Annotated in this window: 16 protein-coding genes and 1 riboswitch; of the genes, 5 read left to right on the top strand and 11 right to left on the bottom strand. The window is 29.4% G+C overall.

Annotated elements, in window-relative coordinates; all coding sequences use genetic code 11:
- Nucleotides 1-97: 97 nt before the first annotated feature.
- A complete protein-coding gene (locus OCU55_RS21505) occupies nucleotides 98-823 on the bottom strand; it encodes a FadR/GntR family transcriptional regulator (RefSeq protein ID WP_261854344.1) in 726 nt (241 codons plus the stop codon).
- 315 nt (nucleotides 824-1,138) lie between these two features.
- Between OCU55_RS21505 and OCU55_RS21500 the strand changes: the two genes are divergently transcribed.
- Nucleotides 1,139-1,816, top strand: a complete 678-nt coding sequence (locus tag OCU55_RS21500) for a hypothetical protein (protein WP_261854343.1) — start codon at nucleotides 1,139-1,141, stop codon at nucleotides 1,814-1,816.
- Nucleotides 1,817-2,383: 567 nt separating this feature from the next.
- Complete coding sequence (locus OCU55_RS21495) at nucleotides 2,384-3,088, top strand: FTR1 family protein (RefSeq protein ID WP_261854342.1); 705 nt, start codon at nucleotides 2,384-2,386, stop codon at nucleotides 3,086-3,088.
- Between the two features lie 115 nt (nucleotides 3,089-3,203).
- Here OCU55_RS21495 and OCU55_RS21490 read toward each other — a convergent pair whose 3' ends face one another.
- The gene (locus OCU55_RS21490) at nucleotides 3,204-3,716 is read right to left on the bottom strand and encodes a hypothetical protein (protein WP_261854341.1); all 513 of its coding nucleotides are present in this window, start codon (nucleotides 3,714-3,716) and stop codon (nucleotides 3,204-3,206) included.
- 128 nt (nucleotides 3,717-3,844) lie between these two features.
- On the bottom strand, nucleotides 3,845-4,246 hold the full coding sequence (locus tag OCU55_RS21485) for a pyridoxamine 5'-phosphate oxidase family protein (protein WP_261854340.1): 402 nt from the start codon (nucleotides 4,244-4,246) through the stop codon (nucleotides 3,845-3,847).
- A gap of 130 nt (nucleotides 4,247-4,376) precedes the next feature.
- Here OCU55_RS21485 and OCU55_RS21480 point away from each other — a divergent pair, with 130 nt between their 5' ends.
- Complete coding sequence (locus OCU55_RS21480; RefSeq protein WP_261854339.1) at nucleotides 4,377-4,769, top strand: winged helix-turn-helix transcriptional regulator; 393 nt, start codon at nucleotides 4,377-4,379, stop codon at nucleotides 4,767-4,769.
- A 122-nt stretch (nucleotides 4,770-4,891) separates the two neighbouring features.
- Here the strand turns inward: OCU55_RS21480 and OCU55_RS21475 are convergent, their stop codons facing one another.
- Nucleotides 4,892-5,638, bottom strand: a complete 747-nt coding sequence (locus OCU55_RS21475; protein ID WP_261854338.1) for an EFR1 family ferrodoxin — start codon at nucleotides 5,636-5,638, stop codon at nucleotides 4,892-4,894.
- Nucleotides 5,639-5,757: 119 nt separating this feature from the next.
- Between OCU55_RS21475 and OCU55_RS21470 the strand changes: the two genes are divergently transcribed.
- Nucleotides 5,758-6,297 (top strand): TetR/AcrR family transcriptional regulator, encoded by a 540-nt coding sequence (locus OCU55_RS21470; RefSeq protein ID WP_261854337.1) that lies wholly within the window; start codon nucleotides 5,758-5,760, stop codon nucleotides 6,295-6,297.
- Between the two features lie 132 nt (nucleotides 6,298-6,429).
- Here the strand turns inward: OCU55_RS21470 and OCU55_RS21465 are convergent, their stop codons facing one another.
- The 7 genes from OCU55_RS21465 to OCU55_RS21435 form a co-directional block, all read right to left on the bottom strand.
- Nucleotides 6,430-7,212 carry a hypothetical protein gene (locus OCU55_RS21465; RefSeq protein ID WP_261854336.1) on the bottom strand — a complete coding sequence of 261 codons (783 nt, stop codon included), beginning with the start codon at nucleotides 7,210-7,212 and terminating at the stop codon, nucleotides 6,430-6,432.
- A gap of 13 nt (nucleotides 7,213-7,225) precedes the next feature.
- On the bottom strand, nucleotides 7,226-8,236 hold the full coding sequence (locus OCU55_RS21460) for an anti-sigma factor (RefSeq protein WP_261854335.1): 1,011 nt from the start codon (nucleotides 8,234-8,236) through the stop codon (nucleotides 7,226-7,228).
- A complete protein-coding gene (locus OCU55_RS21455) occupies nucleotides 8,226-8,735 on the bottom strand; it encodes an RNA polymerase sigma factor (protein ID WP_261854334.1) in 510 nt (169 codons plus the stop codon). The genes OCU55_RS21460 and OCU55_RS21455 overlap by 11 nt, the downstream gene beginning before the upstream one ends.
- A gap of 408 nt (nucleotides 8,736-9,143) precedes the next feature.
- Entirely contained in the window at nucleotides 9,144-9,764 is a 621-nt protein-coding gene (gene thiE / locus OCU55_RS21450) for a thiamine phosphate synthase (RefSeq protein ID WP_261854333.1), read from the bottom strand.
- The gene (thiM, locus tag OCU55_RS21445) at nucleotides 9,754-10,590 is read right to left on the bottom strand and encodes a hydroxyethylthiazole kinase (protein ID WP_261854332.1); all 837 of its coding nucleotides are present in this window, start codon (nucleotides 10,588-10,590) and stop codon (nucleotides 9,754-9,756) included. Before thiM ends, thiE begins: the two co-directional genes overlap by 11 nt.
- 312 nt (nucleotides 10,591-10,902) lie before the next feature.
- Nucleotides 10,903-11,014, bottom strand: a riboswitch (TPP riboswitch).
- 183 nt (nucleotides 11,015-11,197) lie between these two features.
- On the bottom strand, nucleotides 11,198-11,905 hold the full coding sequence (locus OCU55_RS21440) for a cupin domain-containing protein (protein WP_261854331.1): 708 nt from the start codon (nucleotides 11,903-11,905) through the stop codon (nucleotides 11,198-11,200).
- Between the two features lie 236 nt (nucleotides 11,906-12,141).
- Nucleotides 12,142-13,182: an FtsZ/tubulin family protein gene (locus OCU55_RS21435; protein WP_261854330.1), complete on the bottom strand. Its 1,041-nt coding sequence runs from the start codon at nucleotides 13,180-13,182 to the stop codon at nucleotides 12,142-12,144.
- A gap of 146 nt (nucleotides 13,183-13,328) precedes the next feature.
- Between OCU55_RS21435 and OCU55_RS21430 the strand changes: the two genes are divergently transcribed.
- The gene (locus tag OCU55_RS21430) at nucleotides 13,329-14,168 is read left to right on the top strand and encodes a helix-turn-helix domain-containing protein (RefSeq protein WP_261854329.1); all 840 of its coding nucleotides are present in this window, start codon (nucleotides 13,329-13,331) and stop codon (nucleotides 14,166-14,168) included.
- Nucleotides 14,169-14,239: the final 71 nt, after the last annotated feature.

The following is a 14,239-nucleotide window of genomic DNA, read 5'->3' as shown; positions in this document are numbered from 1 at the left end:
TCTTTAACTGCACACATTCATCTGATGTCTTCTGAAAATAAAATATAAAAAGACATCTGATCTTATTAAAAATCATATGTCTTTTCTATCATTTAAATTATTCATTTTTCTGTTTTTCAATAATATTTCTGATATTTCTGCGATTATATACCAAATGTAATAGCATAGCATCATGTGCGTCATTAGAATTGTGAGCTTTAATTGCGTTTAAAACCTCTCTATGAGTTTCAATAGTTTCATTTCTCAGCTTTTGATTGGTGACATCAATAGACATCATAATTGATCTATTTATGATAGGAATAAGGTTTCCTATCACTTGATTCTTACTACTTTTAGCTATTGCAGTATGGAACTCTACATCTAAATCTAAATATGGTTCATTTTTCATTATAAGCTTTTCTATTTCGTCGCACAAAAAAGACATGCGTTCTATTTCTTCATCCGTAGCCTTTACTGCTGCAATTGATGCTATGGATGGTTCTATCATAAATCTCACTTCCAATAAATCTAAAGATAACTTTATTTTATCTTTTACAAAAGTTAACCCAAGTGGATCGTCAGCTATGCCACTCTTTTGAGAGATAAAGGTGCCAGCTCCTCTTCGAATCTCTAATACATTCCTTGAAACTAATGCTTTTATAGCTTCTCTAATTGTACTTCTTCCTACACTGAGCATATCGGCAAGCTCATATTCATTGGGTAGTTTATCTCCAATTTGCCAATCATTATTTATAATTAATTCAACAATTCTTTCGGATATTTGTTCTCCTAAAGACTTTGATGATGTATTTGCACTATTATTCAAATCTTTGCTATCTGCCATACTTCCTCCTAGATGTTTATGTTAACAACTATTATTTTTTATTTATCAACCATGATTATATCATTAAATAATGGTGCTGTTAAAGCACGTGTTGAAATTAAATAGTTATGCAGCAGATGCTATTTAGATTAACAACTCTATAACTAGACTAATATCTTTAGTCTTAGAGTTATTCATTTTTAAGAAGTTTACGTAAAAAATTAATATGCTTTTTCTATTGAAAATCTAGAGCATTTATTATATAGAGTTAATCGATTTTTATGAGATTTATTATTTAGATTAATAGCTATACTATAAATGAAAGGAGGTGATATCATGAAAAAAGCATCACTATGCATCTTCATATTATCAGTTTTGACAACTTTAGAACCATCAAGTGTTGTAATTTCTAAAAATTTAAATGCACCGTTAACATGCGAAGACAAATTGAGGACGATGGAACCTATTATTCCAAAAACTATATATGACTATCAATTGCTTCGTGATAGAGATATGAACAACTTTAAAAGAAACCTTGAACCTATTTCATCAGTATTGAAGGATGGTATTGATATACCTTTCGTATCAATATATAAAGATTTGGATTTTCAAAGACCTGCATATGCTCAGCAATGGCATAGTTCATATTGGAGATGGAGTTATATGCCAGTAAACCTAGCTAATCAACAACATAAACTTTTTCTCTATTCTGGAGGATTATCTGTGTGGTATGATCTATCAAATGAATTAGTTTTACCAGGAGATTTAAGTAATTCTTCACCAATCAATAAAAAAGCTTTTAGCACTGCATATCCTTATGTTGTTAGAATTATTGTTTTTGATTTCAATATTACCTCTATAAAATACTATAAGAATCAAATTTGCGTAATCGGAGAACCATTGAGAAAAGGACTTACAGTAGTAGATATAGATATAAAGAACATTCCGACTTCTCAAAAATTAATACAGCTAGTAACACCAGACGGGTATGAATTGGATTACTCAATCATGTAATAACTTTAAATTACACACCTTAAATTTATAATAATTAATTGCTATTACAAATAAAAGATAGTAGTCCTAAGTTGTTTGAAAACTACTATCTCTTTACTAATGACCTCTTCGTTCTTTAATTGGATTTAGTATCTCATGAAGATTGCCTAGAATCCTATTTAACACATTTATTATATCTATCTCTTCTACTAAATTTCTATTGTATGCCAACCTATTATATAACTATTTTGTCGAATATAATGGTAGTATTCTATGTTAAAATGTTCATTTATAAACATTACCTTTAGCTTTAGATACATCCTTATTATCCGCCTATGCAACAGTATACCATGTTTACTTTTATTATTTAAATTATATATTTCTATGTAAATCTACAGAAACTGTTCACTTCATATATATAATCTCTATAATTTGAACTATTCTTAATTAATTAGTATCTGACGTATATCAAAAAAGTTCACAAAAATTATATGTAAAAATTTGCATTTAATTGTTGAAACACTTTATATCAATTCAGCATATATTACATATATAAATATAAACTCAGCAAGTAGGAGGTGAAAAGCCATGCTTGCACCATTTTTAATATGCTTAAGAGAAGGTATTGAAATCTTCTTGGTTATTATCCCTCTAGCAATCTACTTTAACAAAAACAAGATGCATGAAATGAGTAAGAGTGTATATCAAGGGGGAGCCGTTGGAGCTATTCTAGCAACTATACTCGGCTCAATAATATTCTCACAAGCTGCCTTATTAGAAGGGTCTGCAGGAGAATTATTCGACGGTATACTAGGTGTAATATTAGCGATATTAGTATTATACAGTGTGGTGCTTTTAAGAAAAAACAAATCATTAACTACTACTCCTGATCAACGATTTATTTCTTTAAGTAAGAAAGGCGTTTTCATTGTTGCAGCTATAACATTTTTCAGAGAATTCTTAGAATCTGTATTGTTTATTCTAACTAGTTCAACGAATTCTCCTTTACTAGTCGCTGTATCGGCTTTGTCAGGTTTAGTTTGTGCAGCTCTAATCGTTTATGTAGTAGCTAAAGGTTTCTCTAAACTAAATATAAACGTAGTATTTTATATACTAAATTTATTTTTAGTGGGACTTGGTGCCTACTACTTCGGCGATGGACTAGAAGTATTATTTAGCAATTATGTGCCTCAGATCTTCATGATAGGTATATTGTTATATGCAATACCTAGTTATTTCTTGATGCTAAAGAATGATTTGAAAAAATATTTGAATTCTAATAAAATCAAATAAACTTTATCCCGTACATAAACTTTTAACCAAAGTTAAAAAGTTATACGTACGGGATTTTTTAATGTACACTTTATAAGTACATATTAATAAAAATTAAATAAATGTTTTAATATACTTATTTTATATCTTTTGTCATGTTTAACTTTAAACTCTCCCAGTCAGTATTAATGAACTGTACTATTTGAGGACATTTCTCTATTAAAAGCGAGTTGTTTTTATAATAACCATTTACTATTAGGTTAGATGAATCAGCACAAATATAGCAAGTGCTTCTATTGGTAAATTCTAAAATTAAAACTGTTGGTGTATAACCTCCAAACCCGCCAATCATTCTTTTATCAGTCTTCTTCATATTGTTACTACTTTCATTTAGCCATTTAAGAATATTTGTGACAGTTTTTTTTTGGTCATCTTTAGTTAAATCAAAATAAAAAAAACTATACTCACTTGGCCCTACATGTCTTTCTAATATCTTTGCTACTCTAACATCTTTAATACTTGGAAACATATCCGATGACTTGCTGATTAACGTATTGTTACTATTATAAGTTACTAAATTAAATAATAATATAATCGTCAGTAGAAGAACCCCCGTCAATAGAAGCAATTTTACATTTTTTCTTTTCATAAACATGCCCCTTTCCTCTTTATTCTCTACTTAGTAGACGTACAAAATTATTAGAAAGTTCACCATTTATAATATAAACATTAATTTTTTATAATTAATACACTTAATTCTTGTTGCTTATCTATTTATTAAAATTCTATCTTCTCAGGTGGTTTTCCTGAAAAATCTGAGATCGTTGCAATTCCATGTTCTATATAAAACACTTTGAATATAGGATTATCTGCAGATTTATAACCAAGTTTTACAGGTTCGTGTACATTAAGAACTTTATCTTTGATTATTAAGTCATCACAGAAACTTATCTCTCCACTTATTCTAATAGCTACCATATTCTTTGTTGTAACTGAGTACTCAATATATGGTACTTCCATTAATTGTTTATAAACTTCTTTCAAACTATTTGTGCAAAAATATAACTTTCCTTCCTCCTCCATTATAAAACCGAAAGGTCTAACTCTAGGCTTTCCGTTATCTACTGTAGCAATAACTCCATTGGGATTTTCTTTTAAAAGCTTCAATAATTCTTCCATTTCTATTACCTCGTTGATTTGATTATTTATTATAAGTATAATAATAAGGTGCTATTAAGCATCATACAAGTACGCACTTTAATATTACATAGTCATGTTTATGTGACTATTGTGAAAGGATAGGATTTTTATGGATAATTCTTCGCATCTTTGTCCTGTAAATGTTACTCAAAATGTACTGATGGGAAAATGGAAATTATCAATTTTGTGGATTCTTCATAATAAAACTCGTAGATTCAATGAACTTCAAAGACTAATGCCATCAATTTCACGGGGAGTTCTCACTCAACAGTTAAGAGAACTAGAACATGATGGACTTGTAAATAGAAAAGTATATAGAGAGGTACCTCCAAAGGTTGAGTATTCCTTGACTGAAATTGGAGTAAGTTTTATTCCCGTTATGTCTCAAATAATGGAATGGGGTGTCGGATACATCAAAAAAACCTCTTCCTGTGACATTGATGTATGCCTTAAAAATGATTTCCCTTGCAACAAATGCCACGAAATGCTTAAAACAGATTAATTATACCAAATCTTACATATAAGTTTATAGAATTTCTTAAATTTACTACAATAGATAAATGCTTAGAACCAATCAATTCTAAGCATCTATTATTTTAACTATGTTTAATCTAATTGTACTACTTAATTATTTGCCTCTATTATTTCTTTCAAAGTAATATTTTCATTTTTAAATCTAGTTCTACTCTTTTCATTTTTAACTCTTATTGCATTTTTAGGACAGTTCTGTGTGCAAGCTAAACAACTCTGACAGTTGTCCATAAAAGTTGGTTTTTTATCTACCTTTATGTTATTCACAGGGCATACCTTCTCACAGGTCTTACAGCCATTGCAATTATTTTCAACAATAAAATTATCTTGAAACTTATCATGAGAAATAAACTTCTTGCTTAATACTCTAATGCCACTAGAAATAATGGAATGCTTCTTTACATATCTTTTACTTTCTTTAATATCCTTTACTATTGAAATTAGATTTTCTTCTATTTTCTTCTTAGGTAATTTTTCTAACTGTTTATCCATATCAAAGCCTGGAAGAAAATTATCTACCATAACTATTTCATTAACGTAAGAAAATTCAATTCCATTTCTTTTACCTATTTCTATAAGATGCCTCGTTGTAGCTCCTGCATACATTCCATAAGTTACTATACCAAATATATATTTGCTTTTAAGTTTCACTTTATTTAAAAATTCTTCTACTAACTTCGGAACTCCATTATTATAGCTTGGAAATACTATCCCTATCTTTTCATCTTCAAAATCAAACTTACCTTCTTTCATTAGTTTAGGTATAGAGTAAGTTTCTCCTCCAAAACTCTTTGCAATATATAAGCTATTTCCTGTTGCTGTAAAATATAATACTTTCATAATATCCCCCTTTATTTAGATGTTTCATTTGTAACATCTCAATGAATAAAGTATAATGTATGTAAAATATCATTTCAATAGAATAGCAGCTAGACGTTACAAAAGAGAGGATAATGTTTATGGCGAATAAATATAATGATTCACAAAATCAACTTACAAAAGAAAGTATTTTTACTGCACTTATGGTTTTAATGGAGCAAAAAAACTTTAAAGATATTTCAATCACCGAGATAACCTCAAAAGCCGGTGTATCAAGGATGGCGTTTTATAGAAATTATAATTTCAAAGAGGATATAATTACTACTTACATTGATGAACTTCTGATGAATTACTCTAATGAAATATTAAATAGAGGAAAAGAAGATCTTTATGAAAATATGCGTCTGTATTTTTCTTACTTCAGAGAACATGAAAAATTAATCTCTAATCTTATCCGATCCGATTTGATTAACATGCTCCTTGAAAAGTGTATTGATTTCCTTCATGCCTTATCCAAATCTGTTGATTGCAATAAGGACTATCCAGAAGAGAAGCAGAAGTTTTGGATTGAATATATGGCAGGTGGGCTATTTAATGTGTTAATTAGATGGACCAAAGATGGAATGAAGCAAAGTGATGAGGATATGGCTAAGATTGTGACTGAGTTTATAAATGATTGAGTTTCAAAAATAAATATAAAAAGAGTTTAATTGTAATTTCAGTAGAATAAAAATAGTCTGTAATAAGATTAATATCTTTCTACAGACTATTTTTATAATATCCTAGTTATTTAATTCGATCTATAACCATCTCTAATTTTCACTATATAACTTTGATGTTCTCTTATAACCAAATTTATATAACAGCGCCACTCCCATTATGAATAGCACTAAATCATAAATTAAAACATTATATACTTTTGCACCGTTACCGATTACCAAATTAAATTGATATATTATATTAAAATTGACTACAGTATTTAGTGATAATGCTGAAAAAAACACACCTGTTAGTATTACATAAAAAATAGGTACTATATATGCTATTAATCTACTTTCAGTAGCAGTGGTAATCCCAAAGATGAAAGTAGAAAATGCCGCTGAGGATAAGGATACTATTAGTAGTATTATAATAATATAGATTATCTTTGAATGATCATAAATACTTGGAAATGCCGAGATATTAACTCTATCTGCTGATGGCGCCTTTACTCCATGCATCATAATAAGCCACACTATCATAAATCCGTGACATACTGCAAATACAATAAAGGTTACTATACTATTCACTGTTAGTTTGACCTTATAATATGTTTTTAGATCTATAATTTCCATAAGCTTACTTATAAAACCTTTATCTTTATCTTTGATTATTGAAGTTGAATAAATTAACGCCGTTACTACAGGTCCTATATAACCTATATATGAGAAGTGTGATATCCTTATATAATAATCAACTCCATCTAAACCTGGATAAGGAAATCTTAGTTCTTCTAAAAACGGTATAGCTAATGATGCTAAAACTATTATTATCGAAATCATAGTCCTCCACGAAAATATGGTTTTTTTTAGTTCAAGCTTTAAGTATGTTTTCACCGATATCCCCCCTTTAATATTTATCTGCAACGGCCCCTAAAGTAGCCGCTTTTATATAATTTTGATTTTTCAACTTCTTTAAGGAATCTGTGTCTCCACTTACAACTACACCTATTATCTTTAGATTTTCTTTTTTAACCTCACCTTTACCTTCGCTCAATTTGTTAAATATATTTTTATATATAAAAGCGACATTTTTATCTTTACTTCCTCTACTAATTGCACCAATGAACATTTCTTCAGGTTTATCAATCTTATTTCCTAGTAAGTCTAGGGCCTTCATACCATACACATAATTTTCTTCAAACACTACACTCTCTTTAATGCTCTTTTCATTTTTATCAGATATCTCTGCCATACTTAGTTCCTTTTCATTATAAGTATCTACCCAATACCAATTTAAAGTAACCTCTTTAGGAAGCATTGCTCTTACTTCATCTACTGTATATGCTTTATCAAAAGATAACGACATCTCCGCTAGCTTATTCGCACCAATCTTATCGACAACATCTAAATTATTTATATAATTATCATATTTTACAGAAGGGTGATAAAACTTCATAATTCGCTTTCCAGCTATATTATAATTTGTAATTTCATTCAAATTACCACTACCAGCAAACAATTGATATCCTAAATCACCGTATATTCCATTAATTAATAGAAATCCATATCCTTCCTTATAGCTTCCATCTGCTATAGGTTTGTTACCTAAGAATCTATATCTTACATAATCTATTTCCCCCGTAAAAAGCCTATCATCATACTGCATATTCCCTATATAAGCATTTGGCATACTTATATCATACCATGTTCTTAAATCCATCTGTTTTTGTTGTGCCATATTGTTTAAAATTTTTGCGTTAGATATTAGTACTACAAAGCTTAAAATAATTACTATCATTAAACTCAATAGCACTGTTTTTAATATAGAAAAGACTTTAGCCTTCCTTATTGTTTTAGCAAAATTGGTTGTTTCTTTAGTATTAAACAACTCTTTTAATTTTTCATCATCACTTTTCAAATCTATCCCTCCAAACCTTTTTAAACTGCTCTCTGGCTCTAAACAAATAAGTCTTCACAGTGTTCTCATTTATGTCCAAAAGCTCTGCGATTTCTCTATAAGATAATCCCATTTCATACTTAAATACCAATAGATTTTTGTGAATATCACTAATAGAATTTAAAGCTTTAAGAATTTCTTCCTTTTGTTCTAAATCTAATATAAAGTCCTCAACTAGTTTGCTGTCATGTAAGGTTTCTTTAAAAATATCTTCGTCTATGCTCATATGAATATGCCTATTGTTCTTCCTACACAAATCATAATATTTATTAATTGCAACCTTAAAAAGCCATGAAGACATCTTATCAGCTTGTATTCCATCAATGTACTTTAGTGCTTTATAGAAGGTATCTTGTACTATATCTTCAGCATTGTCTTGGCTGCAGCCCAGCTTTATCAAATACTTATGAATGAGCTTCATTTTTTGCTCAAACATCTCGTTAATTAATCCATAGCTCATTCTTTCCTCCCTCTATAAAGTAAATATTTTCGGTAAAGTTTAAAATTATCACCCTGTCTAAATATAGCCATAATTTTATTTCCTTTAATTTGAAGCGCTTCATTAAGTAAACCTTATACCCAAATACAAACAATAATCTTATAAAAAGTTATATTTTTACAGGTCACCCTTATGGTTTTAATTTAGGTATCTATTACTAAGACGTTCTATATTCAAATATGTATACAAATATTTTACATAAAAAAAGGATAATAAAGAAATAAAATTTATATTTCCTCATTATCCTTCTAATTTAATTGACTTGCGCTTACTATTTCCTGGAAAATATATCCATACTATAAGAATTATGTACACTTTTCCTAAAACAGCAGCCTTTGATTTCTTAATAATCTTACATATAAGCCAAGTTTATATCAATTCCTTCAATTCCTTCGCAGCTAAAGTAATATCATCTTTACCTAAAATATCTGATATTACTGCCACACCTTCTATGTTTGCAGGTTTTAGAAGTGCTACATTCTTAGATGAAATACCACCAATAGCTACCACTGGAATAGTTACACTTTCTTTTATTGCTTTAAGTAATTCTATAGATACTGACTTTGCATCATCCTTTGAGATTGTTGGAAATACGGCTCCTACACCTATGTAATCAGCTCCATCTTTTTCTGCCTTTTTAGCTTCTTCAATAGTGGAAGTAGACACACCTACGATCTTATCCTTTCCAACTATTTTTCTTACTATTTCACAAGGCATATCACTTTGTCCTACATGAATTCCTTCAGCATCAACTGCTAGTGCAATATCGATTCTATCATTTATTATGAGAGGTACCCCGTAGCTGCTTGTAACTTCTTTAACCTTTAAGGCAACCTTATAAAAATCAGAAGTAGTTATATCTTTTTCTCTAAGCTGAACTAGAGTTGCACCACCCTTTATTGCAGCTTCTACAGCAACAGTTATATCTCTTCCTTTTAATATTCCTCTATCTGTCACAAGATAAAGCTTGTAGTCTATATTATTCTTCATTTATTCTGCCTCTTTCAATTATTACATTTTCATTTAAATTGTATATACCATCTATTATTCTTGACTTTAATGTACCTGTACCTTCGTTATTCTTATCTAGATTTTCGTAAGCAACTTCTCCAGCAATACTCATAGAAGTAATACCTGCAAGTGCTGCTATAAGTGCACTGTCTGCTGCTCCTAAGTAGGAACCAATTAATGATGTACACATACAACCTGTACCTGTAATTTTAGCCATAATTTTATGTCCATTATGAGCTGTATATAATGTTTCTCCATCTGTTATTATGTCCACCGCTCCAGTTATAGCAACAACTGTGTTTAACTTTTTAGCAAAGTTTTTTGCCACTTCTTTTGCAATTGTAAACTCATCAGCATTTTCATCTATAGTTTCACCTGAGTCTACTCCTTTAGTTTGAGTTTCTATTCCGTATAGAGTCTTTATTTCAGAAAGGTTACCTCTTACAACTGACAACTTAACTTCATCTAGTATTCTCTTTGCAACTTCTGTTCTGTATGCTGTTGCACCAGCGCCAACTGGATCTAAAACTACAGGAATGTTTAATTCATTAGCTCTTTTTCCGCCTTGAAGCATTGCTTCAACAGTTCTGCTATTTAAAGTTCCAATGTTTATAACAAAAGCTGAAGCTAGTGAAACCATATCACATACTTCGTTGATATCATCAGCCATAACTGGTGATCCACCTATTGCTAAGGTTATATTGGCACAATCATTTACAGTTACGTAGTTTGTTATATGATGTACTAAAGGAGTTTTCTTCCTTACGCTGTTTAATGCTTCTGAAACCTTTTTATTTATTTCCATTTGTTAATCTACCTCCAGGTTATTCATTTTAAACCCAATATTGGTCTCTTTTAGTATTAGATATAGTTTTTTATAGTCTTCATTTGCTGAAAATAAAAATAGCTAATACACATTTCATAAGTGATTTTTAACACATCTTCATTTTCCAAATTTATATTAGGAAACTTTAGCAGACGAATAAGTTTTATTTTTTACTGTATGGCATAAAAAGCTGTTAAATCAATTGAAGTTACTAGATTTAGCTAACATAAAAACTATATCAATTTCTATACAGCAAAAAAGCACAAATCCATAGGATTTGTGCTTAAGTTAACATTTCAAATAAACAACTTCCTACGCTGGCATTACCCAGTTCAGGTTTTAGGGTCAAAGAATTGCAGTTCTTAATCTCAGTTGGCAAAATCCAACACCCCTGTGTTAAGGATGTACTGCTTCAATCCGAAAATCATTTTCAAAGCATGTATATTCATATCATACGCTTTAAAAAATTAAATTCACATGAAAATAGTATATCTCTAAGTACATATTTAGTTTTATAAAATCATCATAACATATCAATATATTTCCTTCAAGTAAATGATGAAAACATTAGGATTATTGTTACTAATTAACGTTTCTTTGCTTCAGCAGCTTCTGCATTAGCCTTAGTCACATGAACAGTGCCATGTGGATGTTGAGGTGGTGCATAAATAGAATATAGTTTAAGAGGTACATTCCCTGTATTAATTACATTATGCCATGTACCAGCTGGAACCATGATTGCAAATTCATCTGCCACATTTGCTTGAAAATCCATTTTCTCTTTAGTCTTTCCCATTCTAACAATCCCCTGTCCTTGTTCAATTCTTAAAAACTGATCAACATTAGGGTGAATTTCAAGTCCAATACTATCGCCAATATTGATGCTCATTAATGTAACTTGAAGATGTCTACCTGTCCATAAAGCAGTACGGAAAGTATTGTTTTGCTTTGTAGCTTCATTGATATTAACAACATAAGGTTGTGGACCATAATCTTTTAGGGTAACTGGACTTCCACCACCAACAGCTGTTGGTTGTGGTGTATCAGATCTAAATCCGTATACCTCTTCATCATTGAAAGGAACATAATATGACTCAAAATCTCTATATTGCTGATTATGGTATGGATTATGGTACTGATTTTGGTATTGATTATAATGTTGGTGATGATACATTGGTGTGTTATAGGGATAATTATTAGGATAAGCGTAATAACCATAGTACATATTATATGGATTATACATTGCCATGTTATTGAAATATGGATTTGGGTAAGCCCAATAGTTATTATACATGTTATTCCTTCTTTTTATAATTTCACAGAATTATATTATGTTATAATTCTCTAAATGTGCTTGTATACATTAGAATTTTCAAGGTCTTACCAACTTTTATATTATAAACGATCGTTCTAATATATTATTAGAACTTTATTGCAGACAAATAAAAATAAAAAGAATCCCCAAAACCTGAGAATTCTTTTTATACCCAAAATATTCTTAGCACCCTTTTTTTAACACTCTACCTAAAACTAAAATTCATAATTATCTTCAAACAAATCGTTAAGTCCATCAATTTCTTCTTTACTTTCTTCACTATCTGTATCTAAATCAATTATAACACTTCTTTTTCTGTTTCTTGAAAGTTTCCTTTTATTCTTGTCTTCTAAAGCCATCTTAATTAACTTTATTGATTCTGTTGGAGTTTCACAACCTCCAAGCACTACTATATTATTCTTATTATTATACGTTATATAAGTGCTTCTATAAACTTCAAATAATTTAGATACTTCATATGGATCATATCCATCAATTTTTAGATTGATTCCTAGATAGTCGCACTCATATGTATCTGGTTGAACAAATACGCTATTTTGTATAGCTAAATCAACAGCAGTTTTAGCATCCTTTAAACCATCATATAGTTTTAATACTAAACCTGATCCCTCTGCAGTATTTATTCTAAAGGAATCTTTGTTATCTATGCTTCCATCAGCATGAATCCCTATTATGTTGTATGCTAAATCTAAACTTTCAATAACTTCATTATTAATTTCTTTATATGTATTTCTCTTATTGTTGTCTACAAATTTGACGTCATTTATTAAATCCATAATATTATTTATATCATTCCAGCATTCTATGGTATTCTTAAATGCTAATTCATCTTCCTTTAAGCTAGGTAAGATTGCTACTACATTTACTTTTGCATTTGGCAATACCTTTTTCGCTATTTGTATAAAGGTTTTTATTGCACCAGAGCCTGTTCCCCCAGCCATTGTTGTAAATACTACAACTACTTCTGTTAGAGGATACTTACTTAGTAGTGTACCTATTGGATTAATATTATCCTTTATCATTTCTTTGGATTTATTTCTATCTCTTCCTGAACCATCTGTTCCTGGATATACATATACATTCTTTGACATATCAGCGTTTTTTAATGGCTTAACATCAAACAAACTACTATTTAAAAACAGTCCATTATACCTAGAATTTCTACTCAATAATCCATCTACTATATTCCCGGCACCTTGTCCTAATGACACTAATAACATTTTTCCTTTTTCCATAATAACTCTCCCTTGCCTTGTTCTATACCTATATTATCGGATAAAATCTTTCCAACATTACATATTTAATTATTTTTTTAAAATAATTATACTTTTTACTTAAGATTACCTGTAATACACTCGAAAAGTATATGGGGGGATTGATTATGGATAATAAAGATAAATATATAGATTCTCAAAAAGTTGATTATAGAATTCAAAATAAAAAAAGAGGCAACATATTATACTATTCTATTGATCAGGTTGCTGATTTACTAAAGGAAGACATTGGCAACATTAAATATTATACAAATATATTTGATGATCTTCTTAAAATAGAAATAGTTCATAAAGAATTACGCTATACAAACAATGATGTTGATAAATTAGAACTTCTCATAAAACTTAAAAATAGAGGTATGACTCTTAAAGAAATTGAAGACTACTACAATAAATTACCATTAGATGATACTGAAGTTGAGTATTTAGAAAGCAATCTCTTATCAGTGGAAGATCTTATTGAATCAATTAAGCAAGAACAACAAATTCAACTTGATAACTTCAAAGCTGAATTTATTAAAGATATACAAAATGCCAACTTACTAATTGTTCAAAATATTACTTCATCAATCATTGAGACTCAAAGTAAAAGTCTTAATGAATTTAAACAAACCCTCCAAACGGAGATTGAACAATATCTTGACTCAAAATTCGAGAACCTTAAGGAAATTAACAGAGAGCTACAAGAAAATCTTTTGACAAATACTTCAGATGTCATTTCTGAAAAGATTCACCTTAAGAATAACGAATTAAAACTTCATTTACAAAGTAATTTTGATAAATTTTCTAAGTCTTCTTTGGATGGTAATGAGAGTTTAATAAAAGAAATAAAAGATTTCAAAAGAGTAATGCAAGATGCCTACTATACTCAATATGAAATTGAAATGAGTTCTAAAAATGAAACCGGTTTTTTTAGTAAATTACTTCAATCAATAAAAGCTAAATGAAATTTTAAGAAATAATTTAATAATCGTGTTTTTTAAAACTATGCTTTTTAAAATTAGAATTAGCACCTACT

Origin of the sequence: Clostridium folliculivorans, from assembly GCF_024341905.1 — a bacterium.
GTDB lineage: Bacteria > Bacillota > Clostridia > Clostridiales > Clostridiaceae > Clostridium_AR > Clostridium_AR folliculivorans.
This window is presented reverse-complemented; position numbering and strand designations above follow the sequence as displayed.